The 17047-nt window shown below is 64.8% G+C and carries 22 protein-coding genes; 21 read left to right on the top strand and 1 reads right to left on the bottom strand.

Annotated features, from left to right (window positions below):
* Window positions 1-227: 227 nt before the first annotated feature.
* The 3 genes from L0C21_RS14725 to L0C21_RS14715 all read left to right on the top strand — a co-directional run bounded on the left by L0C21_RS14725 (window position 228) and on the right by L0C21_RS14715 (window position 1409).
* Window positions 228-665: a hypothetical protein gene (locus L0C21_RS14725; protein WP_259279195.1), complete on the top strand. Its 438-nt coding sequence runs from the start codon at window positions 228-230 to the stop codon at window positions 663-665.
* A gap of 12 nt (window positions 666-677) precedes the next feature.
* Window positions 678-986 (top strand): hypothetical protein, encoded by a 309-nt coding sequence (locus L0C21_RS14720; RefSeq protein ID WP_259279194.1) that lies wholly within the window; start codon window positions 678-680, stop codon window positions 984-986.
* A 108-nt stretch (window positions 987-1094) separates the two neighbouring features.
* Window positions 1095-1409, top strand: a complete 315-nt coding sequence (locus tag L0C21_RS14715; RefSeq protein WP_259279193.1) for a hypothetical protein — start codon at window positions 1095-1097, stop codon at window positions 1407-1409.
* 164 nt (window positions 1410-1573) lie between these two features.
* On the opposite strand, the gene L0C21_RS14710 is transcribed toward L0C21_RS14715, so the two are convergent.
* Window positions 1574-4402 carry a TonB-dependent receptor plug domain-containing protein gene (locus L0C21_RS14710; RefSeq protein ID WP_259279192.1) on the bottom strand — a complete coding sequence of 943 codons (2829 nt, stop codon included), beginning with the start codon at window positions 4400-4402 and terminating at the stop codon, window positions 1574-1576.
* Window positions 4403-5003: 601 nt separating this feature from the next.
* On the opposite strand from L0C21_RS14710, the gene L0C21_RS14705 reads away from it, so the two are divergent.
* From L0C21_RS14705 to L0C21_RS14620, 18 genes are all read left to right on the top strand, one after another.
* Window positions 5004-5216, top strand: a complete 213-nt coding sequence (locus L0C21_RS14705) for a tail protein X (protein ID WP_259279191.1) — start codon at window positions 5004-5006, stop codon at window positions 5214-5216.
* 137 nt (window positions 5217-5353) lie between these two features.
* Complete coding sequence (locus tag L0C21_RS14700) at window positions 5354-5563, top strand: hypothetical protein (RefSeq protein ID WP_259279190.1); 210 nt, start codon at window positions 5354-5356, stop codon at window positions 5561-5563.
* Complete coding sequence (locus L0C21_RS14695; RefSeq protein ID WP_259279189.1) at window positions 5560-6228, top strand: glycoside hydrolase family 19 protein; 669 nt, start codon at window positions 5560-5562, stop codon at window positions 6226-6228. Before L0C21_RS14700 ends, L0C21_RS14695 begins: the two co-directional genes overlap by 4 nt.
* Window positions 6212-6706 (top strand): hypothetical protein, encoded by a 495-nt coding sequence (locus tag L0C21_RS14690; protein ID WP_259279188.1) that lies wholly within the window; start codon window positions 6212-6214, stop codon window positions 6704-6706. Before L0C21_RS14695 ends, L0C21_RS14690 begins: the two co-directional genes overlap by 17 nt.
* Window position 6707: 1 nt before the next feature.
* Entirely contained in the window at window positions 6708-6908 is a 201-nt protein-coding gene (locus L0C21_RS14685; protein ID WP_259279187.1) for a hypothetical protein, read from the top strand.
* Window positions 6905-7369: a phage tail protein gene (locus tag L0C21_RS14680; protein WP_259279186.1), complete on the top strand. Its 465-nt coding sequence runs from the start codon at window positions 6905-6907 to the stop codon at window positions 7367-7369. Before L0C21_RS14685 ends, L0C21_RS14680 begins: the two co-directional genes overlap by 4 nt.
* Window positions 7370-7547: 178 nt before the next feature.
* Window positions 7548-8450 carry a baseplate assembly protein gene (locus tag L0C21_RS14675; protein WP_374940285.1) on the top strand — a complete coding sequence of 301 codons (903 nt, stop codon included), beginning with the start codon at window positions 7548-7550 and terminating at the stop codon, window positions 8448-8450.
* Window positions 8451-8462: 12 nt separating this feature from the next.
* Window positions 8463-8987: a phage tail protein I gene (locus L0C21_RS14670; RefSeq protein ID WP_259279523.1), complete on the top strand. Its 525-nt coding sequence runs from the start codon at window positions 8463-8465 to the stop codon at window positions 8985-8987.
* A gap of 96 nt (window positions 8988-9083) precedes the next feature.
* Window positions 9084-10718 (top strand): gp53-like domain-containing protein, encoded by a 1635-nt coding sequence (locus L0C21_RS14665; RefSeq protein ID WP_259279184.1) that lies wholly within the window; start codon window positions 9084-9086, stop codon window positions 10716-10718.
* A 2-nt stretch (window positions 10719-10720) separates the two neighbouring features.
* Window positions 10721-11116 carry a phage tail assembly chaperone gene (locus L0C21_RS14660; RefSeq protein ID WP_259279183.1) on the top strand — a complete coding sequence of 132 codons (396 nt, stop codon included), beginning with the start codon at window positions 10721-10723 and terminating at the stop codon, window positions 11114-11116.
* 18 nt (window positions 11117-11134) lie between these two features.
* Window positions 11135-11356, top strand: a complete 222-nt coding sequence (locus tag L0C21_RS14655) for a hypothetical protein (RefSeq protein WP_259279182.1) — start codon at window positions 11135-11137, stop codon at window positions 11354-11356.
* A 97-nt stretch (window positions 11357-11453) separates the two neighbouring features.
* Complete coding sequence (locus L0C21_RS14650; protein ID WP_259279181.1) at window positions 11454-12005, top strand: phage baseplate assembly protein V; 552 nt, start codon at window positions 11454-11456, stop codon at window positions 12003-12005.
* On the top strand, window positions 12002-12361 hold the full coding sequence (locus tag L0C21_RS14645) for a GPW/gp25 family protein (RefSeq protein ID WP_259279180.1): 360 nt from the start codon (window positions 12002-12004) through the stop codon (window positions 12359-12361). The genes L0C21_RS14650 and L0C21_RS14645 overlap by 4 nt, the downstream gene beginning before the upstream one ends.
* 14 nt (window positions 12362-12375) lie before the next feature.
* Entirely contained in the window at window positions 12376-13521 is a 1146-nt protein-coding gene (locus tag L0C21_RS14640) for a phage tail sheath protein (protein ID WP_259279179.1), read from the top strand.
* A 63-nt stretch (window positions 13522-13584) separates the two neighbouring features.
* Window positions 13585-14094, top strand: a complete 510-nt coding sequence (locus L0C21_RS14635) for a phage major tail tube protein (RefSeq protein ID WP_259279178.1) — start codon at window positions 13585-13587, stop codon at window positions 14092-14094.
* A gap of 79 nt (window positions 14095-14173) precedes the next feature.
* Window positions 14174-14494, top strand: coding sequence for a phage tail assembly protein (locus tag L0C21_RS14630; protein WP_259279177.1), 321 nt, complete (start codon window positions 14174-14176; stop codon window positions 14492-14494).
* Between the two features lie 8 nt (window positions 14495-14502).
* The gene (locus tag L0C21_RS14625; protein ID WP_259279176.1) at window positions 14503-14664 is read left to right on the top strand and encodes a GpE family phage tail protein; all 162 of its coding nucleotides are present in this window, start codon (window positions 14503-14505) and stop codon (window positions 14662-14664) included.
* Window positions 14630-17041 (top strand): phage tail tape measure protein, encoded by a 2412-nt coding sequence (locus L0C21_RS14620; protein ID WP_259279175.1) that lies wholly within the window; start codon window positions 14630-14632, stop codon window positions 17039-17041. Before L0C21_RS14625 ends, L0C21_RS14620 begins: the two co-directional genes overlap by 35 nt.
* Window positions 17042-17047 lie beyond the last annotated feature (6 nt).

The following is a 17047-nucleotide window of genomic DNA, read 5'->3' as shown; positions in this document are numbered from 1 at the left end:
GTAATGGGCCGCTCAACACCGCTGGAGGGATCACGCGCCACCACTTCCGGCGGCGTGGCCAGGCTTTCGCGCACCATAAGCTCAACCGGGGCCGGCACAGCCGGGGCGCCGGTTTCTGAAATAGTCCAGTCCTTGCCGCCCCAGGATGCGACCAGCGGGCTGATCTTGCCGCCATCGGCGCGCACGCGCGAGATCACGATGGCGTCGTTACCGAACACCTGAAGAATATGCGGCCACTGGCCATCGACCGGATTTGCCGAATCCCCGGCAAGAGCAAGCACCGGGCGGTAGGTTTTGCTGTCCACGTCATATTCGGCGAGAAACGGCCACTTGCGCCGCAGCGCGCGGGCTTCGGCCGGACCTTCGTCAACCGGCAGGTAGGTGTTGGCGAGCAGGACCTTGCGGCTGTCCGGGCTCCAGATCGCGCCGTTGGTGCCCGGCTGGGTGGGGGCATCCAGGATGGGATGGAAGTCCCCGCTTTCCAGATCGAGAAAATAATATTGGTGGATGGGCCGCATGGAGAAGTTGACATAGAGGTGGGCGAACCGCGAGTCCTCCGGGTCCGGCGAATTGGTGCTGTTCTCCAGCATCCGGCCATAATCCGCATCCCAGTTTTTTTCCGCCGGGGGATAGACGGCAACGACGGCCTTGCGGCCGTCCGGTGACATCCAGAAGGATTGGAAGCGATCGATGCGCGCCTGCTTAGGGCCGACGAGCACGCGCGGCGGGGCCTTGCTCCCCAACTCCTGCACGACAAGCTGGGGCACGCCGGAGCGGACGCCATAGCGGTCGCACCCGATGCAGGCCAGATCCATCATCTGGTGCAGCCCGGCCATGATGGCGATTTTCTCCGCTGCCAGGCCAGCCGCCGGGTTGACCCATTCCGTGGCGACCAGCCGGCGGGCCGCCTCGTTGATCTGAAATGCCAGAATGGGATTTCGGGCATGGGTCAGCTGGGTGAGTTTGCCGGACTCCACACTGACTGAATAAACCTGATCGGGCGCGTCGTCGGTCTTGCCGATGAAATAGAGAGTGCGGCCATCGGCCGACCAGCTGAAGGAATGGAGCATCCGCAACCGCAGATAGATACCATAGTGGTTCAGGTTATCGGTGTTGACCCAGCGCACCAGAACCCGCCCTTCCGGCAGCGGCGCGTGCCCAGGCTTGCGGAGGTATTCCAGAACGTCGCTGACTTCGTAGACCTGAATACGCTCTTCGGACGTGAGGCGCTTGGGGTCCACCGTGCGCGTGCCGAGGAGGAAGCGCCTGCCATCCGGCGAGAAGGTGAATACCTCGGGAATGCTCTGGTAGGCATAGGGCTCGATGATCCGGCGGAAGGCGAGCAGATCCTCCACCGTGACCGGCCGGCCGGCGGGATGGACCGCCTCTCCCGCAGCCGGAGCCTGTAGAGCCGCGCCGCCCTGCGCTGGGGACAGGGCGGCCAGCAGGCCAAGGGCAAGGGCCACGCGCAAGCCCGCCCCTGCCAGCAAGCCGATGGTTTTGATAAAAGCCGGAGTTGACGCAGACATGGCACCGTCTCCTCAGGGCGAAGGCGCAGATTGGCCGGTGGCGGCTACCAGCTCTTGGTGATGGTGAGGGACAGGAAGCGACCCAGCGGATCGAAATTCTCCGGGTCGTAGCCGCCACTCACATCCACAAACGGCGGATCGTTGTCGAACAGGTTGGTGGCGCTGAAACTGACGGCGATGTCTCTCAGCCAGCGGGTCCCCGGCCGGTCGCCGGTCAGGTAGGTGAGCGTCAGATCGAACGTGGTATGGGAGCTGATCTTCTCATCCGTGATCGCCAGGTTGTTGCGGTAGGAGTCGGTGTAGTTGGCAAACAGATGGGCCGAGAGGCCGAAATTGGAGGTCCATGCCACGCCGCCCCGGACCCGCAGCTCGACCGGATTGGAGAAGGTATCGAGAATGGGGATGGCCGGTGCGACGCGGGTGGGAGACTGTTTCAGGTTGAACACATAGTTGGCGTTGGCCATGAGGTTGAACTGGCCGGCAGCATCCGTGTCGATGGTGTAGGATGCGGCCAGGTCCAACCCTTCGGTGGTATAGCGGGCGCGGTTGCCGGTTCGCAGGTCGATGATGACGCCAGCCAGATCCGGCGTCGTGCAGACAACCGGTGGCGTGAAGCCAAGAACAGCCCCGGCGCAGGCCGCCTGCAGCTGCGCCAGGCTGGGGTTGCGCGTGATAAACTCAGCGTACTGGTCCTCGTTCGCGATCATCTCCGTGGGAATGGCCGCGCCCGTAATGCGGTTGGTGAAGCTGATATTATAATAGGTGCCCTGCAGGCGCAGCATGGGAATGGACGGCGGCGCGATGACCGCGCCCAGGGTCCAGGTATCGGCCGTCTCGTTCTCAAGGTCCGGCTGGGTGCCGCTGATAAAGAGAGCCTGCGTCGTGCCTGTTGGCGAGCGCGGGTCGTTCACCGGGCCGAAGGACAGCGATTTCTGTTGGGCCAGCTGGCCAAGGCTGGGAGCACGGAAGGCCGTGCCGTAGGTGGCCTGCAGGATGAGGCCGGGCGTGACTGTCCAATTCATCCCGATCTTGGGGTTAATGGTGTCTGCGTCATCCCGCTTGAAGGCAACAGGCTCCAGTTCCTTGTCGTCATACTTCTCCGCCCGAAGGGAGAAGGAGACGTTGAGCGCCTCGATGCCCGGCATGGCATTGCGGGGACCGACAAACGGCACATAAAGCTCGCCGAAGGCCGCCGCCACGCGGCGGTTGAACCGCGAGGTATCCACGTCCACCACGGAGCGCAGCCGCTCGCGCCGCAACTCGCCGCCAAAGCCCACCTTCATCGGGCCGCCCGGCACCTCGAAAACGGTGCCATCCGCAAACAGGTTGACCGCCCAATAGCGCGAGCGCACCCGATCCTGATAACTGTCGTCGCTGAAAATACGGGCGATGGTTTCAGGGTTGTTCGCGCTCCCGTCGCCAAAGACATTGAGCGCCGTCTCACGGTTAGGATCGATGAGCGCCGCGGCCAGCTCGTCCTGATCCAGCCTCGATCCCAAATCCAGGTGACCGATGCTCTTGGCATAGGTGAAATAGCCGTTGACCCGCCAGTCGCCCGCGACGTCGTAGGTGAGGCCCGCCGTGCTCTGCCAGGTTTTCTGGTTGGCGAACTTGGCCTCCGCCCCTCGATCGTTATAAAAATTATAGGCGACGATGACGGGCTGGCCGGTGCCGAACGCATCGACCCAGAAGGGATTGGCAGGCGTGACCACAACCGGCCAGATCTGCGAGCCATCATGATATTTGGCCTTGCGCTGGGCGAAGAACACCTCAGCGAAGATTTTCAGATCCGGGTTCAGTTCCTGATTGGCCCGACCGAAGACATTATAGCGATTTTGCCGGGGCAAGAGATCAACCCCCTGCCGGGTGTTGAAGAAGTTGGTCTGCCCCGGCAGGAGATCGGCCGCCGTGAGATTGCGCCCATCCTGCCCCGGCGGAATGGCGAAGGCTGGTGTGAAGGTTGCCGGATTAATAATATTGCCGGGAACGGAGTAGAAGTTGCTCCAGTTGGTGCCGCCGCGCGCGGTCAGGTCCGACGTGGCGGCGAAATCGCGGTCGGCGGAATCAAGCCGGTCGCGGTGATAATATTCGCCGGTCAAAAGCAGGTTGCCGCCGTTCCACTTAAACCCGAAGGTCTGCGCCGCCTGATATTCGTCAACCCCGCCCTCGGTTGAGGAGCCATAGCGCAGGGTGGTCTCCGCCCCCTCGTAATCCGAGCGCAGGATGAAATTGACGACGCCGGCCACAGCATCGGACCCGTACACCGCCGATGCGCCATCGGGAAGGATTTCGATGCGCTCAAGCGCGGAGGTGGGGATGAGCGAGATATCGGGAATATCGCCGTTATCGCTGGCCCCGATCATGCGCCGCCCGTTGAGCAGCACAAGCGTGGCGACATTGCCCAGGCCTCTCAGGTTGATGCCCGAGGTGCGCCGCTTCAGCGTAGAGATCGCCTCGGCCCCGCGCGACGTATCCTCCGCCGCGCCGCCGCCGAAATTCTGCGGCAGCAGCTGAAGGATCTGCTGGGTGGTGGCATAGCCGGAGCTTTCAATCTCCGGCCGGCCGATGATGGTGAGCGGAGAGCCGGCGGAAATGCCGATGCCGCGGATGTTCGAGCCGGTGACGACGATCTGCTTGAATTCCAGATAATGGTCCTGCGGGACGGGGCGGGCAGTGTCTGGCCCGATTCCCGCAGCGGGTTCGACATCGTTCGGCGTATCCCCGGCCTGGGAACCGGACTGGGGTATGCCCACATCCTGCGACTGAGCAGAAGCGCGGCCAGACGCCACCGCCGCCAGCAGCATGAGAGCAACGACACCGCGGGAGGCGTGGTTGCGATAAACGGAACGGGAGGAGACGCAGAGAGATATCATTGTTGTTGTTCTCCGCAAGGACCGGGCACATCTGCGTGGAACTATTTAAAAAGCGATCGGCAGCGCCCCGAGCCGGGACAATTTAGAAGAATTAAAAATACAAATTATAAAATATCTAATTGTTTATAAATATTACATCTAAGGATCGCGACTTCATTTCGGGAAGAGACGTAACCAATTCATTGGCCAAGTCAACATCCCGTTCATCCTCACTTAATTTTGATAAAGTTCACTTAGCTGAAACCTGACCGCAGACGGCCGCCCGCCTCCCTTCTCATGGGTGGGCAGCGCCTGGGTTTTCCGCTGACTTTTCGCGCCGCGCCCGCCAGCCGCTAATGCAGCGATCTGCCCTGCCCATAGTGATCGCAGGGGCGGCCCAGAGCCATTGGCTCCCTCCTGTTGTAGGGGCGCCGTGAACAACAGCCCCTGCTTGAGCGCCGGCACCCCATCCCTTCTAATTCTAATTGAATTTCCCGACCTGATTGCCGCCAGCCGAGAGGGACAATGACCGATATCGACATCCCCCATGCCGCCGCTGAAGGCACGGCTCGCCGATCAGGCGCACGCCCCCCGACACCCCGAATAACGGAGAGCCGAGCCCATGCCACTGATGCTGACCGCGACCCAAGGAGACACCCTCGATGCGCTACTTTGGCGGGAAACCGGCCTCGGTGCGGACGCTCTGCCTGTTGTGCTGGATGCCAACCCCGGACTTGCCGACCTTGGCCCTGTTCTTCCCGTCGGAATTGGCGTTGCCGTGCCGGACCTCCGCCCCGGACCGTCCAGCCTCCCCCTGATCCAGCTGTGGGATTAGCGTGATGACCTTCTCTGAGTTTTCGAGCGAGTTGTGGGAGTCGGCGCAAACCGCCGTGGCGGCCCTCGCCCCCCGCCGCCCTGGGCTCTGCCGTGGGCCAGGCGTGGCGACCGGGACTTTCCTGGCGCCAGCGCCTCGTGCAATGGGTCACCGGCATTTGCGTCAGCTACTATGTAACGCTGGCCGCGGCCGAGTTGTTCGACTTCTCCCCCTTCGTTGCCCAGGCTGTCGGTTTCGTCATCGCCATGGTGGCATTCGAGGCCGCGCCGCGCTTCACCCGCGCGGCCGGCGAACTGGCCGCTGATATTCCGTGCCTTCTGAAAAATCTTCTGGGGAGGAACCGATGATCTCCCGCGACCAGAGTCTCGCCGCGCAGGTCCACCTCACCAAGGCCGGCTACGATCCCGGCCTCATTGACGGCATATGGGGACCCCGAAGTCTTGCCGCCTGGTGCGGCTATGTGGCGGGCCGCCCGCTCGGCGCGCTCGGGCCATTGCTCGGCGCGGCCATGGCCGGCGATTTTCGCCGGTTCAGCATCACGACGCCCCTGCGGATGTCCCACTTCCTGGCACAGGCCGCACACGAGACCGGCGGCTTTCGCTATTTCGTCGAGCTGGGCTCGGGCGATGGGCCAGACCCCGATCCGTGGGATGATTATCTGCAGCGCTACGATTATCGCCGAAGCCTGGGCAACAATGCCGGCGGCGATGGCGAGCGGTTTCGCGGCCGGGGCATTTTCCAGTTGACCGGAAAGGCCAACTACGTGGCTTACGGCGCCCGGCTCGGGATCGATCTCGTGGGGCAGCCCGAGCGCGCGGCCGAGCCGGAATTGGCCGTGCTCATCGCCTGCCTGTTCTGGGCTGACCATGGCCTCAACTCCCTTGCCGATCAGGATGACCTGGAAGCCATCACCCGCCGGATCAACGGCGGGCTGAACGGCCTCGCCAGCCGGCGCGCCTGCCTGGATCGTGCCAAGGCCATCTGGGGTGCAGGCCATGGCCATGTTGCATAGCCTCTTCCGCCTTCTCACCGGCAAGCGGGACTATCTGACCCTGCTCATCGTCGCCGGTACGGCCGCCGGTCTTTACGCCGCCTTCGCCAAGGTCAGGGCCGAACGGGATGACCTCAAGGCCATGGCCGAGCGGATTTGCGCGAGCGCGGGCGCGTCCTTTGAAGCCGATCAGGGCGACCCCGGCGTGGCCTGCGCCCGGACAGTGCGGGAGCTTGCGGCCTTCAGGCGCGACACGCAGGCGGCGACCGCCGAGCGCCTGATCGCCGCCATGCAGGCGCGCGAGCACAAGCAGGCCGCAGACGCCAGGCGACGCGCTGCCGCGCACGAGGCCGCGCGCGCCGCCACCGCCACAATGAACACCGCCGAGGAGCAGATTCATGATGATGAGGTCACCGGCAGCTGGTTTGCTGCTCTCAACGCTCTTGCAGGCCTGCGCGCACCAAGCGCCGGAGACAGCGCCTGCTGCGGTAGCCATTGAGGTGCGCGATACGCCGCCGGCCGAGTTGCTTACCTGCCCTGAACGCCCGGATGGCTTCCCGGTGGGAATAGCTGCCGTCATGCCCAAGGCCGTGCGGGAAGCCACCGTGCGCCTTGCCCAAAGCTATGCCGAGGCAACGAGCCAGCTTGAGCGGCTCATCGCCTGGCATGCGCCCAACAGCTGTAAGGAACCCCCGCAATGAACAAGCCTGACCTACTCCGCCAGCATCTTTTGGAGGCGCTGCCCGACCTGCCCCCCGAACGCCTGACGCTTTCCATCGGCCAGGGGCGGACAGCCATTGTGCAGTCCGCGACCCTCAGCTTTGAGTATCGCTACAGCCTTACCGTCACCATCAACGATTTTTCCGGAGGGCTCGATACGATCATGGTGCCGGTGCTCGCCTGGCTGGAGCGCAACCAGCCCGAGCGGCTGCGCCAGCCGGCCCACGAGGCGCTCACGTTTGAGATAGCAACCTTTGATACCGGCCAAACCAATTTCACAATCGTGCTGGACCTGAGCGAGACCGTGCTGGCCGAGCCCCGTGAAGGCGGCGGGTACACCCTGACCTACGTGCCAGAGCCGGATTATGACCCCGGCTTTGACAATGTGCCCGACACGGCCCGGCTGCAAACGCTGGCGCTTGGCGATGAAACCGTGTTCTGACGTGACGCCTCAGGACTGCGAATATTGAGCAAGCGGGGGAGCAGGGCCGCGCGCCCGCTCCCCCGCATCTTTTTTCTCGGCTCGTTCCGCCCGAAAAAATCTCGCCGTTGTTGTGGCGCCCTTTTCCACAACAACGGCTCCCTTCCGCAGACGGGCCGGTGCTGGTGTCATGCCAGACATGACAGAGCAAACCGAAACCTTCACCGCCGTTGATCTCTCCAAACTGCCCGCGCCGGCTGTGGTTGAGATCTTGTCCTATGAAACCATCTACGCCGCCATGCTGGCACGGCTGCGCGAGCTGCTGCCGGACTTCGACGCGGTTGTTGAATCCGACCCTGCCGTCAAGGTGTTAGAGGTCGCCGCCTACCGGGAGCTGCTGCTGCGCCAGCGCATCAATGAGGCCGCCCGCGCCGTAATGCCCGCCTATGCGGCGGGGGCCGACCTCGACAACCTTGCCGCCCTCCTCGGCATCACGCGCTTAGAACTCGCCCCCGGTAATCCGGACCTCGGCATTTCGCCCACGATGGAAAGCGACACCGACCTGCGCCGGCGCATGGTGCTGGCCCCGGAAGGCTACTCCGTCGCCGGGCCGGAAGGGGCCTATGTTTTCCATGCGCTCTCCGCTGATGGCGACGTGCTCGACGCCTCGGCCACCAGCCCGACGCCAGGCACGGTGGTCGTGACCGTGCTGTCGCGCTCTGGCGATGGCACAGCTTCCGCCGCGCTGCTGGAAGCGGTGGCGGCCAAGGTCTCGGACGAGGCGGTGCGCCCGCTGACCGATCAGGTGATCGTGCAATCGGCCGCGATTATTCCCTATGAGGTTCAGGCCGAGATCACCACCTTCTCCGGCCCCGATGGCAGCGTCGTCCTCGCGGAGAGCCGCCGCCGGCTGGACGATTACATCGCGGCCAGCCACCGGTTGGGGCGCGACGTCACCCTCTCCGGCCTTTACGCCGCCCTGCACGCCGAGGGCGTGCAGAATGTCAGGCTGCTCTCCCCCGCCGGCGATATCATCGTCAGCCGCACGCAGGCGAGCTGGTGCACCAGCGTCAGCGTTATCCACACGGGGGTGGGCGAATGATGGCCCCCCCTCCTGCCCTCCAACGCCACGGAACTGGAGCGCGCACTGGAAATCACCACCGCGCGGCTGGCGGACATTCCCGTTCCGCTGCGCCAGCTGTGGAACCCGGACACCTGCCCCGCCGACCTGCTGCCCTGGCTTGCCTGGGCGCTTTCCATCGACAGCTGGTCCTCGGATTGGCCGGTGGCGGTCAAGCGCGAGCGGGTGCGCCAGGCCATCGCCATTCAGCGCCGCAAAGGCACGGCCGAGAGCGTGCGCCGGGTGGTCGAGAGCTTCGGCGGGTCGGTCGCCATTCGGGAATGGTGGCAGAAAGACCCAGCCGGTGACCCCTACACCTTCGATCTGGTCCTGACGCTCGGCGGCGCAGCAACCCCGGCCGACGCCGCTTTTGTCGACGCGGTGATCGCCGAGGTTTCCCGCACCAAGCCCGCCAGAAGCCACTTCACCTTCACCCAAGGGTTTGCGGGGAGCGCCCACCTTGGGGCCGCCGCCGCGGCCCGCCCCGTCACCTATGCCCGCCTTTCCTTTGCTGCATGAGGAAACAATGAGACAACACTTCTCCCACCCCCCTGAAGCTTCGGCGCAGACTGTCTGTGCCGCATTCTTGGCCTTCGCAATCCGGAGGGCCGAGGCATGAGCGGATTGAGCCTTACCATTACGGACGCCGGCCGCGCCGCCCTCGTCAATGCGGCGAACAACGGCACCGCGCCGGTGCTGATGGCATCCGTTGGCGTCTCTGCCACCGCCATCACGCCGACGCCGAATGCCGCCACCCTGCCGGGCGAGATCAAACGGATATCGACCCTCTCCGGCGAGGCCGTGGCCGACGACACCATTCATGTGACCGTCCGCGACGAAAGCGGGGACACCTATACGGTGCGCTCATTCGCGCTGTACCTTGCCGACGGCACTCTGTTCGCCCTTTATGGGCAGGCAGAGCCGATCATGGAGAAGTCCGCGCAGGCGATGCTACTGCTCAGCATCGATGTGACCTTTGCCGAAGTTGATGCCGCGCAGATCACCTTCGGTGACACCAGCTTCCTCAACCCGCCTGCCACCACCGAACGCCAGGGCGTGGTGGAATTGGCAACATCCGAGGAGACCACGAACGGCGTTGATGCCGTCCGCGCCGTCACGCCGAAGGGGCTGAAGGCCGCCATCACCAACTGGCTCGACAACCGGTTCGGAGCAGGCGCGCCTTCATCCTTCGTTAAATCCCTGCTGACGTCCGCCTCTGCATCGGCCTTCCGTTCCTTGCTCGATATCAAATCCGCCGCACTCAAGGACGAAGGCGCGGGCAATGGGCTGGACGCGGATCTGCTCGATGGCCTGCAAGGCTCGGCCTATGCCAAACTTTCAGGCGCGAACTTCACCGGCAGCATCGGCACCGCAGGCAAAGTCAACCTGACCTACGGCAACACCCTTGGCCTCTTGGGCCTCTCGGTATCCGGAACAGCGATCAATTTCTTCAACAATGTTACAGGGACAACCTCGAACGTCATTTATAACTGGCTCGGCAGCAATGGCGTCTCCAAAATGTCGCTGACCGAAGGGGGCGAGCTAAGCGTTAAGGGCAGTACCGTCTGGCACTCTGGTAACGATGGAGCTGGGTCCGGACTCGATGCGGATATGATCGACGGCCTGCACCGCCCACTGCACTGGGGTTACAATACCACGGGTGTGCCCGCCGACGGAGTGACCGACCCATTTTCTCTGGCCATCGGCGGGACCCTGTTCTCGCTCCACACAAACAACGGCTACAGTGGCACACAGCTTGCGTATCTTGCCTGCCTAGGCGGAGGCGACGTCGGGGCCCGAGGCTTCTATCTTTCATCGCTATACGGCTCGGGGGACCTGATGCTGCTGTCCCGTCCAGCCGGATGGACGAGAGTCTGGACGGCGGGCAATGACGGATCCGGGTCGGGCCTCGACGCTGATCTGCTTGATGGCCTGCACGCCTCTGATTTTGCCAAGCTAGCGGACTTCGTCGCAAGCAAATCTGCATACGGCTACTGCAAATTGCCCAACGGCATGATCATTCAGGCGGGCAGGTTCACGGCGGCCAATGACTCGACCGTCACCCTGACCTTCCCCGTCGCCTTTCCGAGCCTTTGCATGGGTGTCGTCGTCTCGGGCACGGCTCACCTCAGTGCCGATGCACAGGACAATAACCCGGCCGTGCGAAGCGGATCGGTGTACACTACGAGTTTTCAGGTTTTTAACGCCGCGGAGACGACACAGGCGTTTTTCATCGCATTTGGATACTAGACATGGCCAAATTCTACTCTCCCTCAACCGGTGGATTTTACGACAGCACTCTCCACCGCCCCGACAGCATCCCTGTGGATGCGATATCGATAACAGACGAGCACCATAAGACCCTTCTTGAGGCCCAGGCCGAAGGCAAGGTGTTTGCCGTTGTTGATGGCACGGTCGTTGCGCGAACTCCGCCGCCCGCAAGCGCGGAGCAACTGCTCGCCTCCCTGCGACGCAAGCGTGATCGGTTGCTGCGTGAGAGCGACTTTACGCAGATTCCCGATGCGCCATTGAGCGCAGAGCAGCGCGCGGCTTGGCAGGTTTACCGCCAGGCGCTGCGCGACCTGCCCGAAAACTATGCCGCCGCCCCGAGTGAGGCAGTGTGGCCGACGCCCCCTGCACAGCTTTGAGAAAAAAGGAGCACTTTAATGAAAATTAAAATTGGCACCTACGATGAGGCCATGCGCGCCGTCCCGGTGACGTTCCGCCAGGGCGAGATCGTGCACGAACGGCAGGTGAATGCCTGCCACGATGAAAATGGCGCCTATGACGCCGAAGCAACCCGGCAGCGCGTTGAGGAAGTTGCCCGCGGCGTTGCCAATAAAATTGCGCTTGGCGTTATTACGGCCGCCCCTGCACACGCTGAATAATCCCTCCAAATAAATTCTTTCGGCCCCCATGTTGTGACACGCTTTTGCACAACATGGGGGCCGCGCTTTAAGCGAAAAATGCGGGCATTCTACCCGCATGACAGACACCCCAGAAATTCTACGCCTCATCGGAGACCTGATCCGGATTGGCACTGTTGCCGAGGTTGACCTCACGGCCGCACGCTGCACGGTGAAGGTTGGCGAAATTCTCACCCCGCCCCTCCCCTGGCTGGCCCCGCGCGCGGGCAGCGCCCGGAGCTGGTCCCCGCCATCGGTGGGTGAACAGGTGGTCCTCCTCTGCCCCGAAGCCGACACGGCGCTGGGCATTGTGCTGACCGGCCTGTTCTCCGACCACAACGCCGCCCCCGCAAGCGAGGACATGACCCTCCTTGCCTTCAAGGACGGCGCGCAGCTTGCCTATGACCCCGCCGCGCACCGCCTGAGTGCCGTTCTGCCGTCCGGCGGCACGGCGCACGTTGAAGCCCCCGGTGGCGTCGAAATCGAAGGCGACGTGACCATCACCGGCACCGTCACCGTGACCGGCAAGCTGGAAGCCAGCGAGGATGTGACGGCCGCCGGCATCAGCCTCAAAACCCACGTTCACGGCAAGGTGACGGCTGGCACCGCAGTTTCGGGAGCGCCGCAATGAAGGGCATGAGCGCCACCACTGGCAAGGCGATTGAGGGCGAGGCCCACCTGCGCCAATCGATAAACGATATTCTGACAACCCCCATCGGCAGCCGCGTGGCCCGGCGCGACTACGGCTCCCTGCTGCCAGAGCTGATCGACCAGCCCTTCAACCCCACGACCCGCCTGCGGCTCTACGCTGCCGTGGCCCAGGCTTTGATGCGCTGGGAGCCGCGCTTGCGCCTCAGCCGCGTTGCCATCGCGCTGTCGGGCGAGCACGGCGGCTTTGCCCTCACCCTTGAGGGCACCCGCATGGATGCGCCCGCACCCAACAGCCTCACCCGTCTTACCCTGCCGCTGCGCGGCAATTTCACCTGAAGGAGCCCCACCTGATGCATGGAATTAAAGTTACCGAAATCAACGATGGCGCACGCCGCCTGACGACCGTCTCCACGGCGATCATCGGCCTAGTCGCCACCGGCGCATCGGCCGACGTCACCCTGTTTCCGCTCAACCGGCCGGTGCTGATTACCAACCTGAACAATGCCATCGCCAAGGCCGGCACGGACGGCACCCTGCGCCCGACGCTGGAGGCCATCGCCGCGCAGTCTTCCCCGGTTGTCGTCGTGGTGCGGGTGGCCGAGGGCCTCGATGCGGACGAGACCAACAGCAATGTGATCGGTGCCAGCACCGACGGCTCGATGACCGGCCTGCAGGCGCTGCTCGCCGCCGAGAACCAGCTGGGCGTCAAGCCCCGCATCATCGGCGCGCCCGGCCTTGATACCCAGCCGGTGACGACGGCGATGATCACCGTCGCCCAGAAACTGCGGGCCTGCGCCTACGCCGGTTGCGCGGCGGCGACGGTTGAGGAGGCCATTCTCTACCGCAACAACTTCTCGGCGCGCGAGCTGATGCTGATCTGGCCGGACTTCCTCGTGTGGGACACCGCGACCAGCGCCACCGTGACCCGCCCGGCCGCAGCCTATGCCCTTGGCCTGCGCGCCCGCATCGACCAGGAGCAGGGCTGGCACAAGACCCTCTCCAACGTTGCCGTCAATGGCGTCATGGGTCTCTCCCGCGACATTAGCTGGGACCTGCAGGACGACACGACCGACGCAGGGCTCCTCAACAACGCGGGTATCACCACGCTCGCCAACCGCAACGGCTACCGCTTCTGGGGCAATCGCACCTGCTCGGACGAGCCGTTGTTCGCCTTCGAAAGCGCCACCCGCACGGCGCAGGTGCTCTCCGACACCATCGCCGACGGCCTGCTGTGGGCGGTCGACAAGCCGCTGCACAAATCGCTGGTGCGCGACATCGTCGAGACCATCAACGCCTCCTTCCGCGCGCTGAAGAGCCAGGGCTTCATCATCGACGCCAACGCCTGGTTCGACCCCGAGCAGAACCCGGCGAGCGCGCTTTCCGCCGGCAAACTGGTGATCGATTACGACTACACCCCCGTGCCGCCGCTGGAGAGCCTCACCTTACGCCAGCGCATCACCGACCAGTACCTGGCCGACTTCGCAACCGGCCTCTGATTCCGCCGGGGCGGCCGGTGCTGGCCGCCCCCGTTATCCGCCTGAACATTGGAGACTTAATTTATGGGCGCGCCCCGCAAACTGAAGAACTTCATGCTGTTCAACGACGGCAACGCCTATCTTGGCGATGTCGCCACCGTCACCCTGCCGACGCTCACCCGCAAGACCGAGGAATGGCGCGGCGGCGGCATGTCCGGCCCGGTTCTGATCGACCAGGGCCAGGAGGCCATCACGCTTGAGTGGACCTGCGGCGGCCCCATGCGGGGCGTGCTGGCCCAGTATGGCGTCACCACCGCCGACGGCGTTCAGCTGCGCTTCGCCGGCGCTTATCAGAGCGACAGCACCGGCGCGGTCGATGCCATCGAAGTGGTGGTACGCGGCCGCCATACGGAAATCGGCTTCGGCGATACCCAGGCGGGCGAGGACACCGAGTTCAGCGTCACCACCGCCTGCTCCTACTACAAGCTGAGCTGGAACGGCGCGACCGTGATCGAGATCGATCTTCTGAACATGGTCGAGAACGTGGGCGGCAGCGACCGTCTCGCCGCCGTGCGCGAAGCCATCGGCCTTTAACGCCTCCCTGCCACTGGCTCCCGCCCCCGCGGGCGGGAGCGCCTTTTTCCCCATGACTTTTTATCCGGAGCCCTGACCCATGACCGAATTTGCCGAAGCGATGAATGACACCGCAACCCGCACCGTGACGCTCGACCGCCCGCTGGTGCGCGGCGAGCAGACCCTCGAGACCATTCAGGTGCGCCGCCCCAAGGCGGGCGAGCTGCGCGGGTTGAACCTGCGGAGCCTGAGCGAACTGGACTATGCCGCGCTCGAGACGCTGCTGCCGCGCATCACCACGCCGATGCTGACCAAGCAGGATGTGGCGGAGCTCGACCCGTCCGACCTGATGCAGATGGGCACGGAGGTGGTGGATTTTTTGCTGCCGAAGCGGATCAGGGCGGCCTTGCCGCAAGCGTAGACGAGGCCATGGCCGACATCGCCTGTGTCTTTCACTGGAGTCTCTCCGAGATGAGCGCCATGGCCGTCAGCGAGCTGATGGCCTGGCGCGCCCGCGCCGCCGCGCGCGCCACCCCGCCTGCCGAAGGAGCCCGACATGGACCGCGACCTGCGTATTCGCGTGCTGTTTGAAGCGCTGGACAAGACGAACACACCGCTGCGCGAAATCGCCGGCGGCTCGGACCGGGCCACCAAGGCCCTGCGGGAGACGCAGGAACAGCTGCGCGCGCTCAACCGGACGCAGGCGGACATCGGGGAGTTCCGAACGCTCAAGCTGGGCATGAGGCAAACCGAGCAGGCGATGCGCGCGGCCCAGGGGCAGGTTGCCTCGCTTGCCCGCCAGATGCAGACGGCTGGCGCCCCGGCGCAGACGCTTCAGGCCAGGTTCGACGATGCCCGCCGCGCCGCCGCAAGCCTGAAGGCGGAGCATCAGGCGCAGGCCGGGCGGCTGCAGGAGGTTCGCAACCGGCTGTCGGCCGCCGGCATCTCGACGACCCGGCTGGTGGACGGGCAGAAAAAGCTGCGCGCCCAGACGGCGCAGGCCAATGAAACCTTCGCGGAGCAGGCCAGCCGCGCCGAGACGGCAACCAGGCGGAGCCAGCGGCTGGCGGCCGGGCGGGCGGCCTTCGGGAAGGTGCGGCAGGGCGCCTCTGGCCTGGCCGCGGTGGGCGCGGCCTCGCTCCAGACAGGCGTGGCCATCGGCGCGCCCCTCGTGGCTGCTGCAAGCGAGGCCATGACGTTCGAGACCGCCATGGCCGGAGTGCGGCAGGCGGTGAGTTTTCCGACGCCTGATGCCTTCGCCGCCATGTCGCATGATATTCTTGATCTCTCGGCCCGCGTGCCGGTGGCTGGCGATGCCCTTGCCCGGATTGCCGCCTCGGCCGCGCAGGCCGGCGTTGGGCGGGAAGAGTTGCTGGGCCTGACCGAGGATGCGGCGAAGCTGTCCGTTGCGCTGAACATCCCCGCCGAGGCGGCAGGCGCGGCCATGACCCAATGGCGCACCGCCTTCGGCCTTGGGCGCGCGGAGGCGGCGCGCTTCGGCGACCAGATCAACGCCCTGAACAATGCCTACGGCGCAAACGGCCAGGCGATGACGGACATGATCGGCCGCATCGACGGGCTCGACAAGATGGCCGGCAAGACCGCGCCGCAGATCGCGGCCCTCAGCCACGTGCTGAGCGGAGAAGGCGTTGATGCGGATGCGGGCGCGAATGCCATCGAGAACATGATGACCGCCCTGACGCGCGGCGGAGCGGCGACCAGAGCCCAGCAGGAAGGATTTCGCGCGCTCGGCCTCGATGCGGCGACGGTCGGCAAGGGCATGAAAACCGACGCCTCCGGCACCATTCTCGACGTGATGAAGCGCGCGTCGACGCTCGCCCCGGACAAGCAGGCGGCAACCCTGAACAGCCTGTTCGGCCCGGATGCCGCAAAGACCATGACGCCCCTGCTCGCCAACCTCGACCAGCTGGAAAACAGCTTCCGCATCGTGGGCGATGCCAGCGCCTATGCGAGTTCAACCGGCAAGGAATATCAGGACCAGCTCAACACCGCCGGAGGCGCGGTTGCCCAGGCACGGAGCGCATTTGGCGCACTCAGAACCGAACTCGGCGAGCAGCTGCTGCCGACGGTTGAATTTCTCGCGCAGAAGGCGGTTGGGATTATTAACTGGATGCGGCAGTGGGCCGCCGAAAATCCGCGCCTCACCAAGGGCATCCTGCTGGTTGCCGGGGTTCTCGCCGGAGCGATGGTCGTGTTCGGCGGGCTGGCAAACGCCATCGCCGTGCTGCTGGCGCCACTGGCGGCCCTCGCCTTCATCGCCGGAGCGCTCGGGATCGGCCTTCTGCCGCTGATCGGCATCGTTCTTGCCGTAATCGCGGCGATCGCTGCGCTCGCGGCAATTGTTTATCTTCTCTACGACAACTGGGACGGCATTACCGCCTACTTCTCGAATTTATGGGCTCAGGTCACGGCCAGCTTCACCGGGGCGCTGGCCAGCCTGTCCGCGCTGTGGGCGAATTTCCGCACCTTCGGCGCGAACCTCATCCAGGGCGTGATCGACGGCGTTCTCGGCAAGCTGGCAGCGCTGAAGGAAACCCTGCTGGGGGCGGCCAATGGCGCGAAGGACTGGTTCAAGGAAGCGCTCGGCATCCACTCCCCCAGCCGCGTTTTCGCCGAGCTGGGCGGCCAGACCATGGCGGGCCTCACCCAAGGGCTGGCGGCAAGCGAGCAGGGACCGCTCAATCGTGTTTCATCGCTCGCCCAGCGCATGACCGACGCCATGGCCGTTGGCGCCGCCACCGCCGGCCTCGTCGCCACCCCCGCCATGGCGCAACCGGGTGCGGCGGGAATTGGATCTGCCGGACCGGCTGTCACCTACACCATCACCGTCAATGCCCCGGCGGGCGGCAGCGGGCAGGACATCGCCCTGGCCGTGCGCGCCGAGATCGAGCGGCTGGAGCGCGAGCGCGCAGCCCGCGCCCGCTCGGCCTACCGGGACACACTGTAAGGAGAC

This window comes from Pedomonas mirosovicensis, assembly GCF_022569295.1.
GTDB classification, from domain to species: domain Bacteria; phylum Pseudomonadota; class Alphaproteobacteria; order Sphingomonadales; family Sphingomonadaceae; genus Pedomonas; species Pedomonas mirosovicensis.
This window is presented reverse-complemented; position numbering and strand designations above follow the sequence as displayed.